The 25,858-nt window shown below is 67.4% G+C and carries 26 protein-coding genes; 13 read left to right on the top strand and 13 right to left on the bottom strand.

Annotated features, from left to right (window positions below; genetic code table 11):
* Positions 1-58 precede the first annotated feature (58 nt).
* The 3 genes from ACNH6H_RS08580 to ACNH6H_RS08570 form a co-directional block, all read right to left on the bottom strand.
* Complete coding sequence (locus ACNH6H_RS08580; RefSeq protein WP_418317078.1) at positions 59-259, bottom strand: hypothetical protein; 201 nt, start codon at positions 257-259, stop codon at positions 59-61.
* Between the two features lie 114 nt (positions 260-373).
* Positions 374-757, bottom strand: coding sequence for a Lin0512 family protein (locus tag ACNH6H_RS08575; protein ID WP_418317077.1), 384 nt, complete (start codon positions 755-757; stop codon positions 374-376).
* Positions 750-1,103, bottom strand: a complete 354-nt coding sequence (locus tag ACNH6H_RS08570) for a Lin0512 family protein (protein ID WP_418317076.1) — start codon at positions 1,101-1,103, stop codon at positions 750-752. Before ACNH6H_RS08570 ends, ACNH6H_RS08575 begins: the two co-directional genes overlap by 8 nt.
* 216 nt (positions 1,104-1,319) lie before the next feature.
* Between ACNH6H_RS08570 and ACNH6H_RS08565 the strand changes: the two genes are divergently transcribed.
* The 6 genes from ACNH6H_RS08565 (at position 1,320) to ACNH6H_RS08540 (ending at position 6,736) form a co-directional block, all read left to right on the top strand.
* Positions 1,320-2,348, top strand: coding sequence for a TRAP transporter substrate-binding protein (locus ACNH6H_RS08565; protein WP_418317075.1), 1,029 nt, complete (start codon positions 1,320-1,322; stop codon positions 2,346-2,348).
* A 2-nt stretch (positions 2,349-2,350) separates the two neighbouring features.
* On the top strand, positions 2,351-2,926 hold the full coding sequence (locus ACNH6H_RS08560; protein WP_418317074.1) for a TRAP transporter small permease: 576 nt from the start codon (positions 2,351-2,353) through the stop codon (positions 2,924-2,926).
* Positions 2,927-2,964: 38 nt separating this feature from the next.
* Positions 2,965-4,269 carry a TRAP transporter large permease gene (locus ACNH6H_RS08555; RefSeq protein ID WP_418317073.1) on the top strand — a complete coding sequence of 435 codons (1,305 nt, stop codon included), beginning with the start codon at positions 2,965-2,967 and terminating at the stop codon, positions 4,267-4,269.
* A gap of 89 nt (positions 4,270-4,358) precedes the next feature.
* Positions 4,359-5,462: a calcium/sodium antiporter gene (locus ACNH6H_RS08550; RefSeq protein WP_418317072.1), complete on the top strand. Its 1,104-nt coding sequence runs from the start codon at positions 4,359-4,361 to the stop codon at positions 5,460-5,462.
* A 41-nt stretch (positions 5,463-5,503) separates the two neighbouring features.
* A complete protein-coding gene (locus ACNH6H_RS08545) occupies positions 5,504-6,493 on the top strand; it encodes an NAD(P)-dependent alcohol dehydrogenase (protein WP_418317071.1) in 990 nt (329 codons plus the stop codon).
* Between the two features lie 9 nt (positions 6,494-6,502).
* Entirely contained in the window at positions 6,503-6,736 is a 234-nt protein-coding gene (locus tag ACNH6H_RS08540) for a DUF1653 domain-containing protein (protein ID WP_418317070.1), read from the top strand.
* Positions 6,737-6,769: 33 nt separating this feature from the next.
* On the opposite strand, the gene ACNH6H_RS08535 is transcribed toward ACNH6H_RS08540, so the two are convergent.
* On the bottom strand, positions 6,770-8,788 hold the full coding sequence (locus ACNH6H_RS08535; RefSeq protein ID WP_418317069.1) for a M13 family metallopeptidase: 2,019 nt from the start codon (positions 8,786-8,788) through the stop codon (positions 6,770-6,772).
* Positions 8,789-9,050: 262 nt separating this feature from the next.
* On the opposite strand from ACNH6H_RS08535, the gene ACNH6H_RS08530 reads away from it, so the two are divergent.
* The gene (locus ACNH6H_RS08530) at positions 9,051-10,046 is read left to right on the top strand and encodes a tripartite tricarboxylate transporter substrate binding protein (RefSeq protein ID WP_418317068.1); all 996 of its coding nucleotides are present in this window, start codon (positions 9,051-9,053) and stop codon (positions 10,044-10,046) included.
* 25 nt (positions 10,047-10,071) lie between these two features.
* Positions 10,072-10,458: a hypothetical protein gene (locus ACNH6H_RS08525; protein ID WP_418317067.1), complete on the top strand. Its 387-nt coding sequence runs from the start codon at positions 10,072-10,074 to the stop codon at positions 10,456-10,458.
* Positions 10,459-11,339: 881 nt separating this feature from the next.
* On the opposite strand, the gene ACNH6H_RS08520 is transcribed toward ACNH6H_RS08525, so the two are convergent.
* The 9 genes from ACNH6H_RS08520 to ACNH6H_RS08480 all read right to left on the bottom strand — a co-directional run bounded on the left by ACNH6H_RS08520 (position 11,340) and on the right by ACNH6H_RS08480 (position 21,264).
* Complete coding sequence (locus ACNH6H_RS08520; protein WP_418317066.1) at positions 11,340-12,029, bottom strand: aromatic-ring-hydroxylating dioxygenase subunit beta; 690 nt, start codon at positions 12,027-12,029, stop codon at positions 11,340-11,342.
* Positions 12,026-13,339, bottom strand: coding sequence for an aromatic ring-hydroxylating dioxygenase subunit alpha (locus ACNH6H_RS08515; RefSeq protein ID WP_418317065.1), 1,314 nt, complete (start codon positions 13,337-13,339; stop codon positions 12,026-12,028). The genes ACNH6H_RS08520 and ACNH6H_RS08515 overlap by 4 nt, the downstream gene beginning before the upstream one ends.
* Before the next feature lie 224 nt (positions 13,340-13,563).
* Entirely contained in the window at positions 13,564-15,651 is a 2,088-nt protein-coding gene (locus ACNH6H_RS08510) for an ATP-binding protein (RefSeq protein ID WP_418317064.1), read from the bottom strand.
* A gap of 4 nt (positions 15,652-15,655) precedes the next feature.
* Complete coding sequence (locus ACNH6H_RS08505) at positions 15,656-15,970, bottom strand: circadian clock KaiB family protein (protein WP_418317063.1); 315 nt, start codon at positions 15,968-15,970, stop codon at positions 15,656-15,658.
* 4 nt (positions 15,971-15,974) lie between these two features.
* Positions 15,975-16,310: a circadian clock KaiB family protein gene (locus tag ACNH6H_RS08500; RefSeq protein WP_418317062.1), complete on the bottom strand. Its 336-nt coding sequence runs from the start codon at positions 16,308-16,310 to the stop codon at positions 15,975-15,977.
* The gene (kaiC, locus tag ACNH6H_RS08495; RefSeq protein WP_418317061.1) at positions 16,307-17,887 is read right to left on the bottom strand and encodes a circadian clock protein KaiC; all 1,581 of its coding nucleotides are present in this window, start codon (positions 17,885-17,887) and stop codon (positions 16,307-16,309) included. Before kaiC ends, ACNH6H_RS08500 begins: the two co-directional genes overlap by 4 nt.
* Positions 17,888-18,025: 138 nt before the next feature.
* Positions 18,026-18,940 carry a Fe-Mn family superoxide dismutase gene (locus ACNH6H_RS08490; RefSeq protein ID WP_418317060.1) on the bottom strand — a complete coding sequence of 305 codons (915 nt, stop codon included), beginning with the start codon at positions 18,938-18,940 and terminating at the stop codon, positions 18,026-18,028.
* 18 nt (positions 18,941-18,958) lie between these two features.
* The gene (gene chrA, locus ACNH6H_RS08485) at positions 18,959-20,338 is read right to left on the bottom strand and encodes a chromate efflux transporter (protein ID WP_418317059.1); all 1,380 of its coding nucleotides are present in this window, start codon (positions 20,336-20,338) and stop codon (positions 18,959-18,961) included.
* Positions 20,335-21,264 carry a chromate resistance protein ChrB domain-containing protein gene (locus ACNH6H_RS08480; RefSeq protein ID WP_418317058.1) on the bottom strand — a complete coding sequence of 310 codons (930 nt, stop codon included), beginning with the start codon at positions 21,262-21,264 and terminating at the stop codon, positions 20,335-20,337. Before ACNH6H_RS08480 ends, chrA begins: the two co-directional genes overlap by 4 nt.
* Positions 21,265-21,408: 144 nt before the next feature.
* On the opposite strand from ACNH6H_RS08480, the gene ACNH6H_RS08475 reads away from it, so the two are divergent.
* The 5 genes from ACNH6H_RS08475 (at position 21,409) to ACNH6H_RS08455 (ending at position 25,849) form a co-directional block, all read left to right on the top strand.
* Positions 21,409-22,290 (top strand): amidohydrolase family protein, encoded by an 882-nt coding sequence (locus ACNH6H_RS08475; protein ID WP_418317057.1) that lies wholly within the window; start codon positions 21,409-21,411, stop codon positions 22,288-22,290.
* Positions 22,287-22,685, top strand: a complete 399-nt coding sequence (locus ACNH6H_RS08470; RefSeq protein WP_418317056.1) for a hypothetical protein — start codon at positions 22,287-22,289, stop codon at positions 22,683-22,685. The genes ACNH6H_RS08475 and ACNH6H_RS08470 overlap by 4 nt, the downstream gene beginning before the upstream one ends.
* 5 nt (positions 22,686-22,690) lie before the next feature.
* Positions 22,691-23,824 carry a cytochrome-c peroxidase gene (locus ACNH6H_RS08465; protein ID WP_418317055.1) on the top strand — a complete coding sequence of 378 codons (1,134 nt, stop codon included), beginning with the start codon at positions 22,691-22,693 and terminating at the stop codon, positions 23,822-23,824.
* A 61-nt stretch (positions 23,825-23,885) separates the two neighbouring features.
* Positions 23,886-24,848, top strand: coding sequence for a M14 family metallopeptidase (locus tag ACNH6H_RS08460; RefSeq protein ID WP_418317054.1), 963 nt, complete (start codon positions 23,886-23,888; stop codon positions 24,846-24,848).
* Positions 24,849-24,904: 56 nt separating this feature from the next.
* Positions 24,905-25,849, top strand: coding sequence for a succinylglutamate desuccinylase (locus ACNH6H_RS08455; RefSeq protein WP_418317053.1), 945 nt, complete (start codon positions 24,905-24,907; stop codon positions 25,847-25,849).
* Positions 25,850-25,858: the final 9 nt, after the last annotated feature.

The raw sequence follows: 25,858 nt of genomic DNA, 5'->3' as shown, positions 1-25,858 counted from the left end.
CAGGCTGGGACATGCTGCTGCACGGGCGGCTTGCCCGGCGCTGCGCGATTGTCCACGTTCACTCGTCGACGAAGCCGGCCTTGAAGAAGCTCCAGGCGGTGCCGTCGTGCAGGTAGAAGCTGCCGTCGGCGCAGAAATCCTTGCCGGGGAAAAACTCGCGATAGGCCTTTGGCACGATCCGCGCCAGCTGCTCGTCGTCGAGCCATTCGAATTCTTCGGGGGTGACCGGCTGGCCGACCCGCAGTCTGCGTATTTCCATCATGACCAGATTGGCAGCCGCGCACGGCCGGCATCGAAGCGAGGTTGGCGGCCAGTGTGCCGCAGGGTCGGCAAAAAAACGCTTGACCTGGCTCAAGCCGCCACGCGATGGACTCTAGCTGCTGCCGAGCCGCCAATCCGCCGCGTCGATCGGCAAGAAGGCCTCGACCGCGGCCGTCGCGATCACATGCGTCGTCTGTTGCGCGGTGTCGACGACGTCGAGCCCGCCGAATACCGCCTTGACTTCGGCGCGGCCACGCGGCAGTTCGGCGGCGACCGCCGCGGTATCGACCTGGTCGGGCTGCTGCACGCCGATCGTCACCTGCACCCGCATCTCGCGGTGGTCGTAGCCGAGCGACTGGAACAGGCCGATCGACGAATGGTGCAGCGCATCGTGCACCGCGCGGATCGCCGCCTTCGTGTAGTCGCCGCCATACAGGTCGTTGCCGCTGCCCATCTCGAGGATGATGCGTTTCTCCTGCGGTCGCCGTTCAGCCATGGCTGCGCTCCATCTCGAAGGCCACCATCACCGCGGCATTGGCGACCACGCTGAGCCCGCTGCCGTCCGGTGTCGGGATGTCGAGCCCGCCCTTGACGACCTTGACCGTTGGCTGGCCATAAGGAAAAACCTTCAGCAGCACTTCCCGGTCGACCGCCTCGGGCTGCTGCACGCCGACCTCGACGTCGATGATCATTGCCTCCTTCGGGAAGCCGAAGGCATCGGCGACATTCAGCGCGTTGTGCCACAACGCGTCACGGATCGCGCGCGCCGCCGCTTCGGTGTAGTTGCGGCTGCGGATCGATGTCCCCATGCCGAACTGCGTGACCACCCGGTGTTTCCCCATCGCCTGAATTCCCTCGATTGGATCGGAAGCCCGCTGCAGCATCGCACCGGCACAGTTCTTGATGATAAGGATTCCGGCGTCGGCTTCCCGCTTCCGCATGCACCAGATGGGTGAAGACCCATATGGCGCCGCGCCGGCACGAAACGCAAAATGCGCCTTCTTCTCGCTTTGCGAGGTCGACGATTGATTCAACGTTACCGAACCCGAGGCACAACGATGAACCCAACCCGAACGATCACCCGGCTCGTTACATCGATGGCTGCCGGACTGGCGATGCTGAGCAGCCCGCTCACGGCCAACGCAGCCGACATCACGCTGACCTATGCCTTCTTCGCACCGGCCGGTACCTTCCCGGCCAAGCAGATGGCGCACTGGGCCGAGCAGGTCAACAAGCGCACCAATGGCAAGGTCGCGGTGAAGACCTTCCCGGGCGGCACGCTGCTCGGCGCGAAGGAGATGTACGACGGCGTCACGAAAGGTGTCGCCGACATCGGACTCGGCGCACCCTCCTACGACCCGGGGCGCTTCCCGTTGACTTCCGGCGTCTCGCTGCCGGTCGGCTTTGCCAATGCCACCGTTGCCAGCCGCACGCTGTGGGAGCTGACGAAGGAATTCAAGCCGAAGGAATTCGAGGAGTTCAAGGTGATCGCGATGTTCACCACCGAGCCCGGCTATATCCAGTCGCGCAAGCCGGTTGCCAATGCAGCCGACCTGAACGGCATGAAGCTGCGCGCCGCCGGTACCGGCGTGCCGGTGCTGAAGGCGCTCGGCGCCGCGCCGATCGGCATGCCGATGCCCGAGGTGCCGCAGTCGGTGCAGACCGGCGTCATCGACGGCACGATGACATCGCGCGAGGTGCTGCAGGACTTCAAGCTCGCCGAGACGCTGAAATATGTCACCGACTACCCGACCGTCGTCGTGACATTTGCCGCGGTGATGGACAAGAAGCGCTGGGACAAGCTGCCAGCCGACGTGCAGAAGGTGATCGACGAACTTGCGCCCGAAATGGCAACCTGGACCGGCAACTACCACGACAACCAGAATGTCGGCGCGGCAATGAAGTGGGCGGCCGACCAGCACAAGCTGCAGGTGCTGAAGCTGGCGCCCGACGAAAAGGCGCGCTGGGATGCGAAGCTGAAGCCGATGGAAGACGAGTGGGTTGCCGAGATGACCGCCAAGGGCCTGCCGGCGGCTCAATATATGAAGCGCATGCGTGAGCTGCGCGACCAGTTCTCGAAGAAATAGCGGTGCCGGCGTCGCAATCGACCACCGGGGCGGCAACGCCCCGGACGGCCGAGGCCGGCCTGCCGCCTGACGGGCCGCTGCCGCCGCTCGACCGGCTGATCCGCGTGATCAACCGCGCGCTGGTCTTTCTGGCCGGGATTGCGCTGGCCGCGATGATGCTGGTCGCCGTCGCCGACATGGTGCTGCGCCGCTTCGGCATCACGATGGCCGGGTCCTATGAGGTGATCGGCTGGTTGTCGGCCGCGGCGATGGCGCTGGCGCTCGGTGCGGTGCAGCAGCAGCGCGGCCACGTCGGCATCGAGCTGGTCATCGACCGGCTCGGCCCGAAACTTCGTTCGGCGGTCGACCTGCTGATGAGCCTGCTGGCGCTGCTGCTGTTTGCCGCGACGTCCTGGTACCTGACGGCCTACGGCTTCACGCTGCAGGAGACCGGCTCGTTGTCGGAGACGCTGCGCGCGGTCGTCTATCCGTGGGTCTACGTCGTCGCCGCCGGCGCGGCCGGGCTGACGCTGGCGCTGCTGGCCGACTTTCTGCGTGCCGCGGGCTCCTTCTTGTCACTGCTGCAGCGTCACGCCTGACCGGCGGCAGCCATCCACCACAACAGCAACAACATCCGATGGATCCATTGACCGCCGCGGTGATCGGCCTCGCCGTGATGTTTCTATTCATGCTGCTGGGCATGCCGATCGCATTCGCGATGCTGCTTGCCGGCGTGCTCGGCAATGCCTACCTGCTGTCGGTGCCGGCAGCGACCCACCTGCTGTCGACCAATGTCTGGGAGCAGTTTTCGTCGTACGGCCTGAGCGTGATCCCGCTGTTCGTGCTGATGGGCCAGTTTGCCTATCGCGCCGGCATGACCGAGCGGCTGTACCAGGCGGCCTACAAATGGGTCGGCCAGTATCCGGGCGGCCTCGCCGGCACGACGGTCGCCGCCTGCGCCGGCTTTTCGGCGATCTGCGGATCCAATTCAGCGACCACTGCGACGATGGGGACGATCGCATTGCCCGAGATGCGCCGCTATGGCTACGACCGCGCGCTGAGCAGCGGCGCGATCGCGGTCGGCGGCACGCTCGGCGTCGTGATTCCGCCGAGTGTCGTGATGATCGTGATCGCGGTGCAGACCGAGCAGTCGCTGCTGCGGCTGTTCCTCGCCGGCATCGTGCCGGGGCTGATCCTGACCGCGCTGTTCCTGCTGACGATCGTGCTGCTGTGCCTGCGCGACCCGAAGCTCGGCCCGCTCGGCCCGGTCACCAGCCTGGCGGAAAAGATCAGGGCCCTGTCGGGCGTGATCGAGGCGCTGCTGCTGTTCGCGCTGGTGATCGGCGGCCTCTACCTTGGCTGGTTCACGCCGACCGAGGCTGGCGCGGCCGGCGCCTTCGGTGCACTGGCGATCGGGCTGGTGCGGCGCAAGCTGACCTGGGCGACGATTCAACTGTCGATCGTTGAAAGCGTGCGCATCTCGGCGATGGTCGTGCTGCTGATCACCGGCGCGGTGCTGTTCGGCCGCTTCCTGACCGTCTCGCGGCTGCCGTTCGAACTGGCCGACTGGGCGGCCGCGCTGCCGGTGCCGCCAGCGGCGATCCTCGTCGTCGTGCTGCTGATCTACCTGGTCGGCGGCGCGCTGATGGATGCGCTCGGCTTTCTCGTCGTCACGTTGCCGATCTTCTTCCCGCTCGCCGCGGCGCTCGGCTACGACCCGATCTGGTACACGATCGTGCTGACCGTCGTCACGACGATGGGCGCGATCACCCCGCCGGTCGGCGTCAATGTCTTCATCGTCCATGGGCTTGCGCCCGACATCGACATACCGACGATCTTCCGCGGCGTTGCCTATTTCCTGCTCGCCTTCGTGCTCTGCATTGCGCTGATGTGGGTGTTCCCCGGCACCGTGCTGGGGCTGCCGAAGGCGCTGCTGGGGTGAGGGCCGGCGGGAACTGCGGCGTCGATGGTCTGCGCGCGCTCGTCAGGCATTGCCGGGCCTGCCGGCACTCTGCGGCATCATAGGCATCGATGAACCTGTTGATGTTCCTCGCTGGCCTGGTGCTTCTGGTCCTCGGCGCCAACGCGCTGGTTCGCGGCGCATCGAATCTGGCGCTGTCGTTCGGCATCAGCCCGCTGGTGGTCGGGCTGACCATCGTCGCCTTCGGCACCAGCGCGCCCGAGATGGCCGTCAGCGTCGGCGCCGTGCTCGACGGCCGCACCGATATCGCGGTCGGCAACGTCGTCGGCAGCAACGTCTTCAATGTGTTGTTCATCCTCGGCGTCAGCGCGTTGATCACGCCGTTGGCGGTCAATCGGCAACTGATCCGGCAGGAGGTGCCGATCATGCTCGGCGCCAGCCTGCTGTTGGCGGCGCTGGCGCTGGACGGCAGCGTGTCGATGATCGAGGGAGGGCTGCTGTTCGCGCTGCTGCTCGGCTATACCGTGTTCCTGATCGTCCAGTCGCGTCGCGAGTCGGCCGCGGCGCGGTCCGAGTCCGGCGGCGAGACCGTGCCCGCCGAAGCTGGCGGCTGGGACTCGCGGCTGCCGGTGCAACTGCTGCTGATTGCCGTCGGCCTTGCCGCGCTCGTCGGCGGCTCCGACCTGCTGGTGCAGGCGGCCGTCAGCTTCGCGAAGGCCATCGGCGTCAGCGACCTCATCATCGGCCTGACCATCGTTTCCGCCGGCACAAGCCTGCCCGAGGTCGCCGCGAGCCTGGCCGCTGCCGTCAAGGGCGAGCGCGACATCGCGGTCGGCAATGTCGTCGGCAGCAACGTCTTCAACATCCTCGGCTGCGTCGGGCTGTCGGGGCTGGTCTCGGGCGCGGCCGGGCTCGGCATTGCGCCGTCGGTGCTGAATTTCGACTTGTGGGTGATGCTGGCCGTCGCGCTGGCCTGCCTGCCGGTGTTCATGACCGGGCGCGAGATCGCACGCTGGGAGGGCGCGGTGTTCGTCGGCTACTACGTCGCCTACGTCACCTATCTGGTGCTGGCCGCGAAAGACCACGACGCGCTGCCCGAATTTTCCGTCGTGATGATGAGCTTCGTCGTGCCGCTGACGATCGTCACGTTGCTGGTCGCGATGTTCGGCTCGCGCGGCGGCGATCGGCGGTCAGTGGGGCAGGGCAAGGGCTGAGCGGGCAGCACAGGCGCCTTCGGCGGATCCTGGGAGAGGTGATGGCGATGGGCATTGATCGTGCTGTGATGAAAGCGGCCATCTGCCGGCGTTACGGTCCGCCGGACGTCGTGACCATTGGCGATTTGCCGGTGCCCAGGCCTGGCGCAAGGCAGGTGCTCGTCCGGGTGCGGGCGACCACGGTGAGCGCCGGCGACGTACGCCTGCGCAGTGCCCGCGTGCCGCGCGGCTTCGGGTTGCTGCTGCGGCTGGGTTTTGGCATCTCCGGGCCTCGCCATCCGGTGCTCGGCGCCGAGCTGGCGGGCGAGGTCGTCGACGTCGGCCGGTCCGTCACCCGTTTTTCGCGCGGCAACAGGGTATTTGCCTCGCTGATCGGTTGCCATGCGGAATATGTCGCGGTGCCGGAGGACGCCGCAGCGCTGATGCCGTCCGGCCTGAGCTTCGCGACGGCGGCGGCCCTCACTTTCGGCGGTTTGACAGCCCTGCTTTTCCTGCGCGACAAGGCCCGCGTGCAGCCGGGCGCGCGGGTGCTGGTGAACGGCGCGTCGGGCACGGTCGGCTCCGCGGCGGTGCAACTTGCCAGACACTTCGGCGCCATCGTGACGGGCGTCTGCAGCGCGGGCAACGCAGCGCTCGTGCGCTCGCTCGGTGCCGACGAGGTGATCGACCATGCGGCGGAGGACTTCACAGCGGGCCGCGAGCGCTACGACGTCATTCTCGACGCGGTCGGCAACTGCTCGTTCGCGCGCTGCCGGCGGGTGCTCGCGCCAGGCGGTCGGCTGCTGCTCGTGGTCGGGGATCTGCCGCAGATGCTCGGTGCGCTGCTGCGCCCGTCGCGCGGCGATCTGAAGGTGCTGGGCGGCATTGCATCGGTGCGCCGCGAGGACTTGCTGCTGCTGGCCGAGCTTGCCGAGCGCGGTGCCTTCAAGCCGGTCATCGATCGCAGCTACCCGTTCGCGCGGATCGCCGATGCGCACGCCCATGTCGATACCGGGCGCAAGAAGGGCAGCGTGGTGATCGAGCTCGGGTAGGCTGCGGGGATGAACGACGACCTGCCCCCACTGCCCGCCATCCGCACCGGGCGCTACCGCCACTACAAGGGCGGCGACTATGAAGTCATCGCCGTCGCGAGACACAGCGAGACGCACGAGCCGCTGGTGGTGTATCGCCCGTTGTACGGCGAGGGCGGCTGGTGGGTCCGGCCGCATGCGATGTTTTTCGAAACCGTCGAGATCGACGGCCGGCAGCAGCCGCGGTTTGCATTCATCGGCTGACGTCGGGGCGCGAGCAGTTGCCCGCATCCGCCGTTACCACACCGCGACCGGATCGCCGGCCACCATCGGATCGCCGGCGCGGCAGCCGAATGCCGCGGCGAAAGCCGGCATGTTTGACATCGGCCCGCGCACGCGGTACGGCCCTGGCGAATGCTGACCGGTGCGGATCTGCTGCTCGAGCGCCTGGGCGCGCTGCTTGGTGCGCCAGATCACCGCGTTGGCGATGAAGAAGCGCTGTTCGGGCGTGCGGCCGTCGATGGTCGGCGCGGGCCGGCCTTCACGCTTCTGCCGCTCGAGCGCGAGCTTGTAGGCGTCGAACGCGATCTGCATGCCGCCGAGGTCGGAGATGTTCTCGCCGAGCATCTGGCGGCCGTTGATGCGCAGCCCTGGCAGTGGCTCGTAGCCGCCGTACAGCGCAACGACCCGGTCGGCGCGTTGGCGGTAGGCCGTGGCATCCGCAGCGGCCCACCAGTCGGCCAGATTGCCGTCGGCGTCGAACTGCCGGCCGCGGTCGTCGAAGTGGTGGATGATTTCGTGGCCGATCACCATGCCGATGCCGCCGTAGTTGCCGGCATCGTCGCCGTCGGCATCGAAAAATGGTGGCTGCAGGATGCCGGCCGGAAACACAATGCGGTTCAGGCCGCCGGCAAAGGCGTTGACGATGTGCGGCGAGGTCTGCCAACGCATGCGGTCGACCGGCTTGCCGAGGTCGGCGATGTCGCGTCTGAAACCCCAGGCGGCCACGCGCAGCGCATTGCCCGCCGGCTCGCGCGGGTCCAGCGTCAAGCCGTCGAATGTGGGCCACTGCGTTGGCGCGCCGATCTGCGGCGCCATCGCTGCCAGCTTGGCCTGTGCGCGCGCCTTGGTTGCCGCGCTCATCCAGTCGAGGTTCTCGATGCGTGTGCGCATCGCGCTGCGGATGTCCTCGATCATCAGCAGTGCACGCTGCTGCGCGCGCGGCGAGAAGGCCTCGCGGACAAACAGTTCGCCCAACGCCAGTCCCATCGGCTCGCCACCGGTGCGGCCGCCAATCAGCCTGATCAGCTCTTCGCCGCGCGGCGTCGGCGTCTGCAGCCCGCGCAGGGTGCGCTCGTGGAAGTCGAAGTGGGCATTGCGATAGGGCGCCGCCAGCCACGGCGCCATCTCGTCGAGCAGGCGCACGCGCAGATAGGTCTGCCAGGTCGATGCCGGAACGGTCGCAGTCAGCCGCGCCACTGCCTTCACGAATTCAGGCTGCGCGACGATGAACTCGCGGCTGCCGCCGGGCGCGACACCGATCGCGTCGAACCAGGTTGGCCAGTCGAAGCCGGATGCTTCATCGCGCAGTGCGGCCAGCGTGCGCCGGTTTGCAGTGGCCTGCGGGTCGCGGCGCTGGATGCGGTTCATCGCCGCCTTTGCCAACGCGGTTTCCAGGCCCATCAGCGCGTCGAGCGTCGCAGCGTCTTGGGCGAAGCCGGCGCTGCGCAGCAGCGTGCCGGCATGCGTGCGGTAGGCATCGCGCAGCCGGCGCGAGGTGGCATCGTCGTTCAGATAGTCGTCGCGGTCCGGCAGGCCGAGCCCGGACTGGCCGATGAACAGCGCGTGTCGGCGCACGTCGTTCAGGTCAGGGCCGACCCGCACGTTGAGCGGCAGCGCGACGCCATGCGCCGTCAATTCGCCCAGCAGCGCCGGCAGTTCGGCCGCCGGATCTCGCAGCGCAGCGATCCGATCGAGCCAGGACGCAAGCGAGCGCAAGCCGGCCTGCTCGGCGAGCGCCGGGTCGATCGCGCTGGCGTAAAAAGCCGACAGCTTTTTCAGTCCCGGCGAGTCCTGAAGGGCGGGTTCGGCAACCAGCCGCTCCAGCGAGCGCTGCAGCAGGCGGTCATTGGCGATGCGCAGCGTGTCGAAGCTGCCGATGCGCGCGCGGTCGGCCGGCAACTCGGTGCGTGCCTCCCAGTCGGCATTGACGTAGTCGTAGAAATCGGTGCAGGCCAGCGGACGATCAACAGCAACGGCGCCGAGGCTGGTGAACATCAGCACGGCGGCGGCGAAGGTACTGCAAGTCGTTTTCATCGAGGGCGGGAGGGACGGCGAAGCCGCGGATGATAGATGCGCGGGGCTCGGATCTGCGACCGCTCAGGGTTGCTCCCCGCGGTGCTCCCGGGAGTGGGGCAGGATGCCGAGACGGCGCGGCGAAAAGCGGGGGGCCCCGGTTGGCGCCGCGTCGCCTAGGGATTGCCCGCGATGCGTAGTTTCCACGGCTGCGGTGCGCAGGCCGACTTGCATACTCGGCGCACCTTTCCCAACCACCGAGCCAGCCTCGGATACGCCCGCCATGAACCGTCGCATGAAGCTCTCTGCCGTGCTCTCGACCGCCCTGGGCGGCGTCGCGTTGCTGGCCGGTCTGACCATGCCGCTGGCCGCCCAGGCCCAGGCCTGGCCTGCGAAGCAGCCCATCAAGCTGGTGGCGGTATTCCCGCCGGGCGGCTCGGTCGATCAGGTCTCGCGCATCCTGCAACCGGTGCTGCAGCAGGCGCTGGGGCAGACCGTGATCGTCGAGAACAAGGGCGGCGCCTCCGGCAGCATCGGCGCCGGGCAGGTGGCGGCCGCGGCGCCCGACGGCTACACCTTTGCGGTGGTTTTCGACACCCACGGCGTCAACCCGTCGCTGATCCCCAACCTTCCCTACGACGCGCGCAAGGACCTGACCACCGTCGCGATGCTGGGTACCAGTGCGATGGTGGTGTCCACGCACGCCGACACGCCCTACAAGACGTTTGCCGACGTCGTGGCCGCCGCGAAGGCGGGCAAGAATCTGAGCTACGGCACGATCGGCAACGGCAGCCTCGGCCATTTGGCGATGACGTTGCTGACCAGGAGCGCCGCCGTCGACATCACGCATGTGCCCTACAAGGGCGGTGGGCCGCTGATGCAGGACGCCCTCGCCGGCCATGTGCCGCTGGCCATCGGCTCGGTGTTCGTCAGCAAGCCGCACATCGACAGCAAGCGGCTTCGCCCGCTCGCCGTCACCACCGACAAGCGCAGCGCCCAATTGCCCGACGTGCCGACGCTGGCCGAAAGCGGCTATGCCGGCTTCAATGCGCCGGCTTGGTGGGCGGTGCTTGCGCCTGCGAAGACGCCGGCCGAGATCGTCGCGCGCGTGAACAGCGAGATCAACAAGGCCCTGCAACTGCCCGACGTCGCAGCCAAGCTCGCCGCGCAGGGCATCGTCGTCAACATCGGTACGCCGGCGGCAGCGCAAACCTTCGTCGAGAATCAGATGGACACCTGGGCCAAGGTGGTGAAGGACAACCACATCAAGGCGGACTGATCCGCCACTGCGACCCCGTCGACCAATGACCACGAACGCGCCACCGCGCCTGTACGCAGACGATCTGCGGCGCCTGCCTGCGCCGGCCTTGACGCCGCCCGACTGTGCCTGCGCGCACCTGAGCTGCGCCGGCTGGGAAAGCGTGTCGGCCCAGTTGCGCGAACCACTGCTGCGACGGCTGGGCACGCTGCGCAACCCCGACGACGAAGACCCGACGGTGCAGGAACTGCACCTCGACGGCTCGCGATACGGCTCGCCGCACGCACCGGTGGCGCCGGACTGGTACCCCTACAACCGCTGCGATGTCTGGGCCTGCGCAGCCTGCGGACGCGGCTTCCTGCAGTACACCGAGTTCGGCGGCTACTACATCGACCACCGGCTGCGCGAAGTGGACCCTGCGCGCGTGGTGTAGCGGCGGGGACAACGTCACTTCGTATCCGACCGGCGGCTTTCGGCCCGGAGCGGCCATCGAGCTCGCAGGCGGCGCTGACTATTGTGGGAGGGGCTTCAGCCCCGATTCGGGATCTTGGCTGCGCGCATGCCCTTCAAACCGCATGCCAAGACCGAGCGGCGCGGCAGGCGGCACCCGGTCGTGGCTCATGATGCGGCGGTCCTCGCTGGCGCTCGGACTGCGCTGCGATGCTCGGTCCAGGGTCGCGCGGCGGAACTCGCTACGTTCGCTGCGCTCACTGCGCTCGGACAACCGCCGCGAGCATGTTTGTTGATGCTCGCTGCGCTCGCCGACCCTGGCCCTGCGCTTCTCGCCGCCGCATAAATCGCCCCGCCCGGGAACCGCCTGCCGCGCAGTGACGCGGTTGAACTTCGCCGAAATCCTTGGTGCTGCCGCAAAGGCGTGGGCGGGTGGCTGCTGGCGCGCATATGCACAGCCGAGAAGCGCAGGGCTTGTGGCCCGCGAGCGCAGCGAGCATCAACAACTGACTTGTCGCGGACTGTTTGAGCGCAACGAGCGAAGCGAGTGCAGCGAGTTTCCGCGACGGGCCACAAGGCCGAGCATCGCAGGGGACCCGAGCGCCCGGCGCGAGGGCAAGCATCTAAGCGCAAGCGGCCGCCCGACCGCGCCTTTGCTCTCGCCTCTGTGCCTGCCGATTCGCAGTCGTGCAAGATCCCGAATCGGGGCTGAAGCCCCTCCCACGAAAGTCTCCACCACCAAGCGGCCGGCGGCCGCTCCGGGCCGATACTCGCCCTTTGCGACCACCGGCTTTCGCTGCTCAAAGTCACTCGCCGCAAATTCAAGCGCGAGGGTTTTATCTCGCCGCCGGAATGGCGGGGCCGTCAGACCCAGATCTGCAACACATAGTCGAACGGCGCCTGCCCGTTGAACAGGTCGACCCGCTGCAGCCGGATGCGCAGCGCGCCGTCGTCGCCGCGCACCAGCGTGTGCCGGTAGCTGCCGCCGAAATGTCGGACGTTGTCGCGCCGCAGCTCCATCATGTGGAAGCGGGATCGCACCTGCAGCTGCTTGCCGTCGACCGATTCGATCGCGACATGGCTGACGAGGTGATTGGTCTCCCACATCGGCGCCTGCGACCAGGCGTTCGGATGCGAGACCCGGCCCTTGCGGATCTCCATCATCAGCCGGTCCTCGGCGAAGATCGACGGCGAGCCTTCCCATTCGGTCTGCTCCGGCGTCACCGGCATCCAGTAGACACCCTGCTCGTCGAACAGGTCGATCCAGGCCTGCCACTGCTTCGCGTCGAGCAGCTCGGCCTGCAGATACAGGAACTGCTCGACCTCGCGCTGCAGTTCGGCGTCGACGCCGCCGGCAGCGCGCAGCCCGGCGCGCGGCGCGGCAGCGGTCGGCGCGGTATTGCTCAGCGTCGCGCGTGGCGAATGGTCGGGCGCGATCACCTGCGCGCCGGTGCGGTCGTCGCCTTCGGTCGCCTCGATGACGACCTGCTGCGCCAGCAGGTGCTCGAAATCGGGGCCGGCGCTCGGGATTGCGGCTTTGTCGGACTTGCTCATTGGCCTGCTCCCTGCTGCTCGTCGCCGCGCATGTAGCGCGTCCAGGCGCGGAACTGGTTGCGCATCACCGCTTCGGAGGTTCCGTGGTTCGAATAGATGATGCCGTTCTCTTCGCGGTCATCGCCGAAATGGCGGTGGAAGCTGACCCAGTCGCCACCGTTGCTCTTCAGTCCCCACTGGCCCTTGGTCCAGTTCTCGAGGTCGTCGGCATTGATCATCGTCGCCGGCGAATTGACGAGGTTGTAGTACCAGAGGCTGCGCCGATAAATGGCTTCCGGCGCGCCCTTCAGCCGGAAGTGCCAGATCTCCGACAGCGTCTTGTCGGGGCTGATCGGCCGCAGGCAGCGCAGCTGCTGCAGCGGCGACTGCACCGACAGATACGGATAGACCAGCACATGGTGGATGCTGCGCGACAGATATTCCTCGGCCTTCTGTTCGCCGTAGGCCTTCTTCAGCATCGCCTCGTGCTCGAGCGTGTCCGGGTCCTGCGGGCGCAGCCCCATGTAGGCCTTCAGGATGCCGTGGCCATGCGGAAAATTGATCGTCTGCACCGAGTCCCACTGCTCGAAGCTCGACGCGAAGGTCGACAGGTAGTGGTAGTACAGCGGCGCCGAACCCTTCTCCTTCTTCAGCCGTTTCTCGACCCGGCCGGCCGAGATGCCGGTCGACTGGTGCGTCACCGACGGGTGCAGCGCGTCGAGCTGGTTCTCCATGAAGAATTTCCAGTTCGAATGCTGCACGACGCGGTGGCAGATCGGCACCACCTCGACCTCGCCGACCGGCGAGCGGTCGCACATGTCGTCGAAGGCGATCTTCGCCTCGCCGAGAAACTCGCTCAGCGACGGGCCGTCGTCGGCCAGGCTCGCGAACACGAAGCCGCGGTAGCTGTCGACGCGCGGTGCACGCTTCATGCCGCAGTCCGGATTCTCGCGGTTCATCCGCGTACCCTCATATCCCTTGGCGAGCGGGATCGCGCGCACCGCACCGTCGAGGTGGAAGCTCCACGCGTGGTACGAGCAGACGAAGGCGCTGCCGGTATTGCCTTTCAGGTTGCCGACCAGTTGCACGCCGCGGTGCGGGCAGCGGTTGTAGAGTACACGCACGCTGCCGTCGCCGTGGCGCACCATCACCATCGGCTGGCGGCCGATCGTCACCGCGTGGTAGTCGCCGGGGTTCGGCACCTGGGATTCGTGGCCGCAATAGACCCAGATGCGTTCCCAGATGCGCTCCATCTCGGCATCGAAGATCTGCTGATCGGTATAAACCGATTTGTGAACCCGGTCGGGTTCGACCAATGCGTCTAGATTCATCGTCAGGCTTGCTCCGTAAGGGCATGCGGGACGGTCCGCCGCGGACGGTGCACGGGCCGATCCGGCATTGCATCGAGAGATGATTCGAGCCGCGCGGCGCTGCCGGGGCGGCTCGACGAGCGGAAGATCATATTCGCTGCAGGCGGCCGGGCGGGCTTCCGAACGCGCTCAATCCGTCCGGGTTTTCACTGCAGTGGCGGCGTCGACCGGCGTCGACGCGGTATTCACGCCGTCGCCGACTTGTCGAAGCGGCGCAGCACGTCGAGCAGCCGGTCCAGGTCGACCGGCTTGACCAGGTGGTCGTCGAAGCCGGCCTCGAGCGACAGCCGCCGGTCCTCGAACTGGCCCCAGCCGGTCAGCGCGATCAGCAGCAGGCCATCGGCCCACGGCCGTTCGCGCAGCCGCTTCGCGACCTCGCGGCCGCTGATCGTCGGCAGGCCGATATCGAGCAGCACGACATCCGGATGCCATGCCTCGGCGGCCTCGAGGGCCTGCTCGCCATCGCGCGCCAGTTCAGCGGTATAGCCGACCAGCCGCAGCAACTCGACCAGGCTGTCGGCGACATCGTTGTTGTCATCGACGACGAGGATGCGGGTGTTCGACTCCGCCTCGGATGCCGATGCCGTTTCACGCGGCGCCGGTTGCGCCGGCGACCCGCCGGCCAGGATCACGACCGGCAGCCGCACCGTGACGGTGGCGCCGCGGTTTTCGCCTTCGCTGTGGCCCTCGACGCTGCCGCCATGCATCAGCACCAGCTGCTTGACCAGCGCCAGGCCGATGCCGAGCCCGCCCTGCGAGCGGTCGAGCGTGCGATTGACCTGGGTGAACATCTCGAACACCTGCGGCAGCATCTCGGCCGGAATGCCGATGCCGGTATCGGTGACGCTGATCGCCACCATGCCGGCCGCTTCGGGCGCGACACGCAACGTGATGTCGCCGCCGGGCGGCGTATATTTGGCCGCGTTGTTCAGCAGGTTGGCCACCACCTGCGTCATCCGCGTCATGTCGGCATCGATCGTGATCGGCTGTTCGGGCAGCTCGATCTTCAGCCGGTGACCGCGCGAGTCGATCAGCGGCGCACAGGTATCGACGGCATTCTCGACCAGCGTCGCGATATCGATCAGCTCGCGGCGCAGCTCGATCTTGCCCTGGCTGATGCGGCCGACATCGAGCAGATCGTCGACCAGATGAACCAGCTGGTCGAGCTGGCGTTCGATCACCGCCTGCGCGCGTTCGTGCGCCTCGGCCTGCTTCGACTGGCGCATGATGTGGATCGAATTGCGGATCGGCGCCAGCGGGTTGCGCAGTTCGTGCGCCAGCGTCGCGAGGAATTCATCCTTGCGGCGATCCGCATCGCGCAAGGCCGCCTCGATGCGTTTGCGTTCGCTGATGTCGGCAACGGTGCCAAGCATGCGGCCGGGCCCGAACTCCTGGTCGAAGACGCTGCCGTGGACTTCGATCCAGTGGATGCTGCCATCGGCCCAGACGACGCGGCAATCAAAATGCATCTGGCCGCGCTGTTCGCGGGTGCGCTGGAATACTTCGGCAACCCAGTCGCGGTCGTCGCGGTGCACATGGCTCAGGAAGATTGCCGGCGTCCACTCGGCCACCGGTTCGGTATAGCCGAAACATTGGTCGTGCTGCAACGATCGGCGCGCGGCATCGGTCGCGAGGTCGATCTCCCACTCGCCGATGCGCGCCGACTCGAGCGCAAAATCGAGCCGCACCCGGCTGTCGCGGGCCGCCGCTTCGGCGGCGGCCCGGACCGACACGTCGCGGATCACCATCAGGCTGCCGGCATCGGCAATGCCCAGTTCCTGCAGCCGGCTCCAGGTGACGTCGACCAGCGGCGAGCGGCCATCCCGCGTCAGATGCCGCTGCCGGCCGCGCCAGTGGCCAACCTCCTCCAGGCAACGCCGCGATTCGGCTTCGTCATTCGGAGCCAGCCACTCGAGTGTGAACAGCTTCTCGCGCGGCAGCCCGAGCGCCTCGGAGGTCCTGAAGCCGTACTGGCGTTCGGCGGCCGGGTTGAGATAGATCACGTGATGGTCGGCGTCCATTGCGACCACCGCATCTTCCATCTGCGCCAGCACGTCGCTGCGAAAGCGGTTCGCCGCTGCTTCGGCGGCTTCGAGGGTATAGATGTCGTCGCCGACGATGATCGCGTCGATCTCGCCATTGCGCAGCGCGTGCAGCGTATCTTCAGCCTCGTGCAGGCGGCGCCGCAGTTCGGCATTTTCGGACGCAAGATCGGCTTCGGACTGGCCTGCCGCTGAGTCCTGCTGTGGCCGGGCCGGCAAATCTCGCTGCATCAGATCAATCCGATGTCGCCGGCGGCTCCGGCAGAGGTGGCAGATCGAGGCCTTCGACGATCGTCTGCGTGCGCGACATGTCTCCGATGAAGCGGCGCACCGGCTTCGGCAGGACGCGGATCAAGGTCGGCACCGCGATCAGTTGTTCCTTCTTCGCACGCGCCGGGTTGCTCGAGATATCGATCACGTCGAGATGGTAGCGGCCGGGCAGGTTCTGTTCGCAGATCCGGCGCACGTTGACGATGGCCCTTGCCGAACGGGCGCCGCCGCCGCTGACGAACAGCTGCAGCTGGTAAGGCATCGCCTCGGCTCGCGTCATCGCATCAGCCCAGCGGATGGATATCGAGGCCGACCAGCACGCGCTCGACGTCGGACAGGTTGCCGATGATCTTCTTCATCGGCTCCGGCAAGGTGCGCACCAGCGTCGGCACCGCGAGGATCTGGTCGCCGGCGGCCAGTTTCGGATTGACCAGCAGGTCGATCACCTCGATCTCGTAGCGGCCGGCGAGGTGCGTCTCGCAGAGCTTTTTCAGGTTCGCGAGTGCGGCCGCGGAGCGGGCCGTCTGCCCTGCCACATACAGCCGCAGTTGCCACTCGGGTCGGGTCTTCGAGGGCGCTTCCGATGCGGGCGCTGCGGTCTTTTTCGACGGCGGGTTCATGACGACTTCCTTGCCGCTCGGCGCGGCGAGCGCTTCGCCTGGTTCGCGCCGCTGTTCGGCGACGCGGCCGGCGCGCGCTGCTGGTGGACGACGCGTGCGGTTCCGGTCAGCACCTGGTCGCCCTCGAGAAAGACGTCGATCAGGTCGACGCCTTGATCGCTGATGAGAAATTCGCGGATCTTGTTCGAATGCGACATGCCGCGCGACTTGATCACCTGCAGCGTGCGCGTGCGCTCACCGTTGTTCTCGAGGTTGCTCATCATGATCCAGCTGTCCATCAGCGACGAGACACCCATCTGCGTGAAACCGGTAACGGCAGCGACATCCTTGCTCAGGTTGGTGAACAGCGCGCTGACGTTGCGGTGCTTCAAAAAGTCGATCAGCCGCATCAGCGCCGGCTTCAGCATCACATCGTCGTCGGCATAACTGAGGTTGGTGATCGGGTCGACAATGACCACTTCCGGTGCGAATGCATTGACCTCGTCCTGCATCTGCAGCAGGTGCTGCTCGAGGCCCTGCATCGTCGGGCGGGTCGCATTGATGCGCAGCAGGCCCTGTTGCAGCCAGGGCTTCAGGTCGATGCCGATCGATCGCATGTTGCGCTGCAACTGTTCCGGCGACTCCTCGTAGCAGAAGATCATTGCGCGTTCGCCGCGCTGGCACGCCGCGTTGGCAAAACTGACGCCGACGATGCTCTTGCCGGTGCCGGCCGCACCCGACACCAGGATGCTCGAGCCGCGGTAGAAACCCTTGCCGCTGAGCATCTGGTCGAGCGCCGGGATGCCGGTGCTGATGCGCCGGGTCGATGCCGCATGGTCGAGGCGCAGCGAGGTGATCGGCAAGACGGAAAGCCCGCGCTCGCCGATCAGGAACGGATATTCGTTGGTGCCGTGCGCCGAGCCACGGTATTTGACGACGCGCAGCCGCCGCGTCGAGGTCTGCTGTTCGATGCGGTGGTCGAGCAGGATCACGCAGTCGGCGACATATTCCTCGAGGCCGAAGCGGGTCAGCGTCGTCTCGCCGCGTTCGCCTGTGATGACCGCGGTCAGCCCGCGTTCCTTCAGCCAGCGGAACAGCCGCCGCAGCTCGGCGCGCAGCACCCCTTCGTTCGGCAGACCGGCGAACAGGGCCTCCAGCGTGTCGAGCACGACGCGTTTGGCGCCGACGGTGTCGATCGCATGCTGCAGCCGGATGAACAGCGCCTCGAGGTCGTATTCGCCGGTCTCGTGGATTTCGCTGCGCTCGATGTGCACATAGTCGACCGCGACCCGGTTCTGCGCCTGCAGCTTCTTCAGGTCGAAACCGAGCGAGCGGATGTTGGCGGCCAGTTCCTCGGCCGTTTCCTCGAACACCATGCAGACGCCGGGCTCGTCGAACTCGGTCGCGCCGCGCAACAGGAATTCGAGCCCCAGCATCGTCTTGCCGGAGCCGGCAGAGCCGCAGACCAGCGTCGAACGACCGGTCGGCAAGCCGCCGCCGGTGATTTCATCCAACCCGCGAATGCCGGTCGGCGTCTTCTGCAGTCCTTCGGACCGCTTCTGGGCAGACGACTTGCCCGCTTTTGCCGACAGCGCCATGCGCCAGCCCTCTTCATCGCTATGAATCTGCGGGGATCATACACAGCGCCACTTCGGCCCGAACGGCCGTCGGCAGCAAATCCGGCGTTGTCTGACACGCCGACGGCATCTCGGTGCAGCGGGCGTTGCGTGCCTGCTTCAATCCGGCCGACGCTGCAGCGGAGCGCCGGCCGCCTGCCAGGCCTCGATGCCGCCGCGCAGATAGTGCGCGTCGACACCGGCCGCGCGCAGCCGCAGCGCGGCGGCCTGGCTGAGGTCGTGGCCGTGCACGCAATAGACGGCAACGCGCCGGCTCGCCGCCAACGTGCTGCCCCAGTCGGCGATTGCCGTCGGGTCGCGCCAGACCGATCCGGGGATCACCGAATCGGACGCCTGGTAGGCGCCGGCCCGCCGGACGTCGATGACATCGGTGTCGGCCAGCCCGTCGATCGCGATGCCGAAAGGCTCGCTTGCCGCCTGCAGCGAGGCACGGTAGCGCTGGTGGACCTGCGCCCAGTCGACGCGCGTCAGGAAGCTGTCGACATAGGCAGCGGCGGCCGCGCCATAGTCGAGGTGGTAGGCATGTTCGTACATGTCGAGTGCGAGCAGCGGCGCGCTGCCGGCCAGCACCTGGCTGTGGTCGGATGCCCACTGGTTGACCAGTTTTCCCTCGCGCGGATCGAAAACCAGCAGCACCCAGCCGGAGCCGCCGCCGAGCGCCTTGCCGATCGCGCCGAATTCCTCGCGCCAGCGGTCGACGCTGCCGAAGCCGGCGGCGAGCGCGACCGCCATCGGCGGCCCGATTTGCGGGACTTCCGAGCCGCCGGCGATGCTCGCGAAATACAACTCGTGCAGTGCCACCGAGTTGCGGGCCATCAATTCCTCGCGTTTCAGCCCGTTGATCCGGTAGCCGGGGCTGCTGGCAAACGGCAGCTCGGCCAGTTCGGCGCGGATCGCGTCGAGCCGCCGCACCGCGCCGCCGTAGTTGTTCGCGTGGTGGCTGAGCAGCAGCCGCTCGGACAGGCCGGCAACGGTGGCCGGATCGAAGGGCAGGGGGCGGATCGGGGATGCCATCGTCTTGCTCCTTGTTGATCAGGTGACCCAGGTCACCAGCAGACCGACTGCTGCGCAGGCACCAAGCAGCGGCAGCACGCCGACCTTGAAGCGGAACAGCGCGAATGTCGCGGCCACCGCGATCGCGGCCGAGACCACATCGAAGCGGCCGCCGAAACCCTGCGGCCACAACACGTGGTAGGCAAAAAACAGCGCCAGGTTCAGCACCACGCCGACCACCGCGGCGGTGATCGCGCTCAGCGGTGCGGTGAAGCCGAGCTTGCCGTGGGTCGATTCGACCGCCGGGCCGCCGGCGAGGATGAACAGGAACGACGGCAGGAAGGTGAAGAAGGTGACGACGCTGGCGGCGGCCGCCGCGCCGAGCAGCAGCCGGTCGGCGCCGAAGACCTGCTCGAGCCAGCCGCCGACGAAGCCGACGAAGGCGACGACGATGATCAGCGGGCCCGGCGTCGTCTCGCCGAGCGCGAGGCCGTCGATCATCTGCACGCCGCTCAGCCACTGGTGGTGTTCGACCGCCCCCTGATAGACATAAGGCAGCACCGCATAGGCGCCGCCGATCGTCAGCAGCGCGGCCTTCGTGAAAAACCAGCCCATCTGCGTCAACGTGCCGTGCCAGCCCTGGCTCGCGACGAGCAGGCCCATCGCCGCCAGCCACAAACCGAGGCCGACGAGCAGCACCTGGGCCAGCCGGCGGCGCGAGAAGCGGGCGTGCGTCGGCGTCGGCGTGTCGTCGTCGATCAGCGCCGGCCCGTAAGTTTGATCGGCCGCGCCGTGGCCGCCGCCGAGCGAGAAGACATCGGGCCAGCGGCGCGAGCCGAAAAACCCGATCAGCCCGGCCGCCAGCACGATCGCCGGAAACGGCGCGCCGAAGACGAAGATCGCGACGAACGCCGCTGCCGCGATGCCCCACATCCAGCGGTTTTTCAGTGCGCGGGTGCCGATCCGGTGTGCGGCATGGATCACCAGCGCGGTCACCGCCGGCTTGATGCCGTAGAAGATGCCGGCAACCACCGGCACATCGCCGAAACGCAGGTAGATCCACGACAAGCCCATCAGGATGAACAGCGACGGCAAGACGAACAATGCGCCGGCGACGATGCCGCCCCAGGTCCGGTGCATCAGCCAGCCGATGTAGGTGGCGAGCTGCTGCGCTTCCGGCCCCGGCAGCAGCATGCAGTAGTTCAGCGCATGCAGAAACCGCCGCTCGCTGATCCAGCGCCGCCGTTCGACCAGTTCGGTGTGCATGATCGCGATCTGCCCGGCCGGCCCGCCGAAACTGATGAAGCCGAGCTTCAGCCAGAAGCGCAAGGCCTCGGCAAAGCCGACCGGTGCGGGTTTTCTGCTGCGATCCGTAACGGCGTCGACGCTGTCGATCGGGGTCGTGCTGCTGTTGTTCATCGCGGGCCCTGCATCGGGGTGGCATAAAGCGCATCGAAGACCTGCGCGGCGGCTTTCAGCAACTGGTCGTCGTCGGCATGAACTTCGCGCAGCCCGCCGAGCACCGCTTCAAGCCCGGCGGCTTCGGCGACCGGCAGTCCGCCGATGTCGAGGTAGTGGACGACGCGGCCGATGCGTTGCAGCCGAGCGTCGTTGTCGAGGCCGAAACTCGCGGCAAGCACCTCGAAGCTGACCCGCTTGCCAACGTGGGTGAAACGCGCGCCGTCGTAGTCGAAGCCGATTGCGCCGCGGGGTGCCTTGGCCGGATCGGCGAGCCAGAGAATTTGCGCCTGCTGGTCGATGAAGCGGCGGATCAGCCAGGCGCAGGCCAGGCGGTCGACCCATGGCCGTTCCCGCGTCGCCCAGCGCTTGCGCTGGAATCGGGCAAGCGGCAGCCGCTCGATGCCGTGTGCGGGCTGCGCGACCGGCTCGCCCTTGGCGAACTGCGCATCGAACGCCGCGCGCAATGCCGCCAGTTCGTCCTCCGACTGCTGCGCGGCCGCACCTGGGTAGTAATCGATGCGCTGCAGCGCGGCGAGGCCATCGGCAACTGCGCGCAGGCGGCGCCGGGCTTCGGTTTCGCCGAGCGCCGCGAATTCGGCTGCCAGCGCCGCCGCCGACTGTCGCAATTGCGCATGGGCTTCGCTGCGGTCGAACATGGCCTCGATCTCGGCACGCTGCGCGTCGTCGCGCGCATCGATCGTCAGGATCATCGCGCTGCCGGCATGTTCACGGACTTCGGCGGCAACCGGCTCGAACTGCGCCGCATGCGCCTGCGGCAGCAGGTAGGCGCCGTCGCGCAAGGCCGCGCAGCCAAGCGCCTTCAGATTGCGCCAGATGCGCAGCCGCACCGCATTCGGTCGGGTCGGCAGGGTGACGATCAGCATGGCCCACATAGTTTGTGTAGCATACAGCACGAATAATGAAATGGTTATTTCAATTGCAAAGACGACGAGCTTCTTCACAAAGCTCGGGTAAAACGCAGCTGACGGCTGGCTGATCGGTCAGCGATGCAGGCGAGGAGGCAGGTGATGGTTGGTTACGGCATCAGCAATTGGCGCAGGCGGATGGTGCTTGCCGCGTGGCTCGTCGGGTTGGGCGCCGGCGCGCTGCCGGTGGTGGCCGCCGAGCCGCAGCGCCTGCCGATCTTCGACGCCCATTTGCACTACAGCCACGATGCCTGGGACAAGCTGCCGCCGCAGCAGGCAGTGGCGCTGCTGCGGCAGGCCGGGCTCAAATATGCGATGGTCTCGAGCAGCAGCGATGACGGCACGCAGATGCTTCATGCGGCTGCACCCGACCTCGTGTTGCCTGTGTTGCGGCCGTACCGCACGCGCGGCGAAATCGGCAGCTGGCTGCACGACCAGACCGTGATCGGCCACCTCGAGACGCGGCTTTCGCGGCACCGCTATGTCGCGATCGGTGAATACCATGTATTCGGCGCCGACGCCGACCTGCCGGTGATGCGCCGCGTCGTCGAACTGGCGCGCGAGCACAAGCTGTATCTGCATTCGCATTCCGACGCCGATGCGATCGAGCGCCAGTTCCGCCAGGATCCCGCTGCGCGGATCCTGTGGGCGCATTCCGGTTTCGACGCGCCGGACAAGGTGGCAGAGATGCTGCGCAAATACAAGAACCTGTGGTGCGACCTGGCATTTCGCAACGACCACGCGCGCGGCAACAAGGTCGACCCGGCGTGGCGCGAGGTCTTTCTCGCCTTTCCCGATCGTTTTCTGCTCGGCACCGATACCTTCACCCCGGAGCGCTGGTATTACGTCGTCGAACATGCCGAATCGGCCCGCCGCTGGCTCGCCGACCTGCCGCCGGCGGTCGCCGAACGGATCGCCTGGCGCAATGGCGAGGCCTTGTTCGCGTCGATGATGACAACGGCGCCGCGTGGTGCCGCGAAATGACGTTGCGTGGCTGCTGGCTGCCCGGCGCACTGCTGCTGGCGTCGGCCGGCCTGTCTGCTGCGCCATGCCCGCCGCCGGATCCGCTGGCGACGGTCGTCGAAGCTGACCAGACGCGGATCGCCTGGCGAGTCGAGTCGGCACCGATTGCCGTCGCGCAGCCGTTCGTGCTGCTGATCGATGTCTGCCCGGCCGAGAGCGTGCTGCGGCGGATCGACGCGACGATGCCCGAGCACCGCCACGGCATGAACTACCGCCCGCTGCTGCAGCCGCTCGGCAACGGCCGCTGGCGGGTCGAGGGCCTGATGTGGCACATGCCGGGCCGCTGGGAAATGGTCTTCGATCTGCGCGCCGGCGGGCGCGACGTGCAGCTGCGCGACAGCGTGTTGTTGCGGTGAAGGCAATGCGGATCGGCAGTGGCCTGCTCTGGCTGGCTGCGCTGTTCGCGACGCCGCTGGCGGCGCAGACGGTGCTCGATTTCAATGCCGGCGAGCGCGCATCGATCGCCTCGCACGGGCCGTGGCCACCGCCGGTCAGGCGTGACCCATCGAACCGGGTCGACGGCAATCCGGCGGCAATCCGCTTCGGCCGGCTGCTGTTTTTCGACAAGCAGCTGTCGGCCGACGGCAGCCTGTCGTGTGCCGGCTGCCATCGCCCCGACCGCGCGTTCCAGGACGGCCGGCCGACCGCACTCGGTCGCAGCGCAGGCCAGCGCAATACGCCGACGCTGCTCGACGTCGCACAGCAGCGCTGGTTCGGCTGGGACGGTGCCAACGATTCGTTGTGGGCAGCGAGCCTGGCGCCACTGCTCGCCGACAGCGAGATGGCCGGATCGGTCGACCGCCTGGCCGCCGTCGCGCGGCGGCGCCCGGCCTGGGTCGCGGCCTATCGCCAGACTTTCGGCAAAACGATGCCGGCCGACGATAAAGCGCTGGCGGTCGATCTGGCAAAGGCACTTGCCGCCTACCAGGCGACGCTGGTCTCGCCACGCACGCCGTTCGACGATTTTCGCGATGCGCTGCTGCGCGGCGATACCGCCGTGGCCGGCCGTTATCCGCTTGCCGCGCAACGTGGCTTGCGCCTCTTCGTCGGCGACGGCCGCTGCAATGTCTGCCATGCCGGGCCGCTGTTCACGAACGGTGAGTTTGCCGATATCGGCCGGCCGTTTTTCGTCAGCAGCGGCGTCGATCCGGGGCGCTTCGGCGGCCTGCGCACGCTGCGCGCCAGTGCGATGAACCGGACCGGCCCTTACAACGATGCCGGCGACGTCGATCCGGCCGCGCTGCTGACCCGCCAGCTTGTCGTCGAGCACCGCCATTTCGGCGAATTCCGCGTGCCGGGGCTGCGCCAGCTCGCCGCGACCGCACCGTACATGCACGACGGCGGCCTGGCGACGATCGAGGATGTCGTGCGCCACTACGACCGGATAGACCTCGACCGGCTGCATGCCGACGGCGTGCAGCTGCTGCGGCCGCTGAATCTGGATGCGCGGCAGGCGGCCGATCTGGCGGCATTCCTGCGCAGCCTGAGCCGCTGAATTGAGCGCCATCTGCCGGACAATCGCCGCAACTCCACGACGCCAGTTGGCATTCACCGCGATGGACAACAGCAGCCTTCAGTACCCGATCGAGATCGACCCGCCGGACCTCGAAATCTGGCGCAGCGGCAATGCCGGCATCGACTTCGTCCACAGCTTCGACAGCGGGCGGCCCGGGCCGCATGTGATGGTGTCGGCGCTGGTGCACGGCAACGAGCTGAGCGGCGCGGTCGTGCTCGACTGGCTGCTGCGGCTGCAGGTCCGGCCGACCCGTGGCAGGCTGACGCTGGCCTTCATCAATGTCGAGGCCTACCAGGCCTTCGATCCGACGCGGCCGGACGACAGCCGCTTCGTCGACGAGGACATGAACCGGGTGTGGGACGCGGCGACGCTCGACGGCGAGCGCACCAGCCGCGAGTTGACCCGAGCGCGGGCGCTGCGCAGCCTGCTCGACGGCGTCGACTTCCTGCTCGACATCCATTCGATGCAGCACCCGACGCCGCCGCTGCTGCTGTGCGGGCCGACCCGCAAGGGCCGCGAGCTGGCGCGCGCGATCGGCTACCCGATGTATGTGATGGCCGACCAGGGCCATGCAGCCGGGCGGCGGATGCGCGACTACCGGGATTTTGGCGACGAGGCCAGCCCGCGCAATGCGCTGCTGGTCGAATGCGGCCAGCATTTCGCAGCGTCGAGTGCGGTCGTCGCGAAGGAGATGACGCTGCGTTTTCTCTCGCACTTCGAGATCATCGATCCGGCCTTCGTGCGCAGCCACCTGCTGGCCGGCGAACCCGCCACGCAGCAGATCATCGAGATCACCGATCCGGTGACGATCGAGACCGACCAGTTCCGCTTTGCCGGCGACTTCGTCGGCATGGAGGTGCTGCCAAAGGCCGGCGACCTGATCGGCCACGACGGCGAGCGAGAGATCCGCGCCCCCTACGACAACTGCGTGCTGATCATGCCGTCACGCCGGCTGGAGAAGGGACTGACCGCGGTGCGGCTGGGGCGCTTCGTCGACTGCTGACGGCGTTGCCTTAGCATCCGGCGACCGCCCACTTGCGGCCGCCGCCGCGCCTTGCCATGACGACCACACGAACCACCGTTTTCGAAGTCGAACAACGCGACCTGTCGCCGTACAGGCGCGGCAATACCGGGGTCGACTATGTGCACCGCTTTGACTCGGGCAAACCCGGCCCGCATGTGCTGATCAATGCGCTGACTCACGGCAACGAGATCTGCGGCATGGTCGCCGCGACGCATCTGCTCGACAACGAGGTGCGGCCGAAGATCGGCGTGCTCACCGTCAGTTTTGCCAACATTGAGGCCTACGAGGCTTTCGATCCGGAGCGTCCCTACGAAAACCGGCAGCTGGTGCACAACCTGAACCGCATCTGGTCGGCCGAGATGCTCGACGGCGGCGGAGACAGCCCGGAGCTGCGCCGTGCGCGCGAGCTGCGGCCGGTCGTCGCCGCGGCCGACCACATCCTCGACATCCACTCGACACGCACCGATGTCGTGCCGTTCTGGGTCTATACGCCATTTCAGCGCAATACCGAGGTGCTGACCGCGCTCGGCCGGCCAGACGTGCATCTGGTGATGCCCGGCGGGCTGCGCACCGGTGTCGGTCTGGCGCACCATGGCCACCACGGCACCGACGACGGACCGGGTACCACCGCGGTCGTCGAATGCGGACAACATTTCAAGCGCTCGGCCGCGGACTTGGCGACCGCGGTGACCTACGACTTTCTGGCCCACTTCGGCCTTGTCGATCCGGTCGAACCAAAGCCGGCCGAGCGACCCGCACCGCGCCGCTTCGAACTGCTGAAGACGCACCTCGTGAAATCGACCGATTTCACGTTCACCCGCCCGGTGGTCGGCTTCGAGACCTTCGATGAAGGCGAGCTGATCGCAGTCAATGGCGACGAGGAAATCCGCGCGTTGTGCAACAACTGCACGATCTTCATGCCGACGCAGCAGCCGATCGTCGGCCGCGAGGCGGTTTATCTGACGCGGCCGCTCGACTGATCGGCGGCC

It is taken from the genome of Pseudideonella sakaiensis (genome assembly GCF_048320135.1).
In the GTDB taxonomy this organism is placed as follows: domain Bacteria; phylum Pseudomonadota; class Gammaproteobacteria; order Burkholderiales; family Burkholderiaceae_C; genus Ideonella_A; species Ideonella_A sakaiensis_A.
The sequence above is the reverse complement of the archived record's forward strand: the minus strand, read 5'-3'. Positions and strand labels throughout refer to the sequence as shown.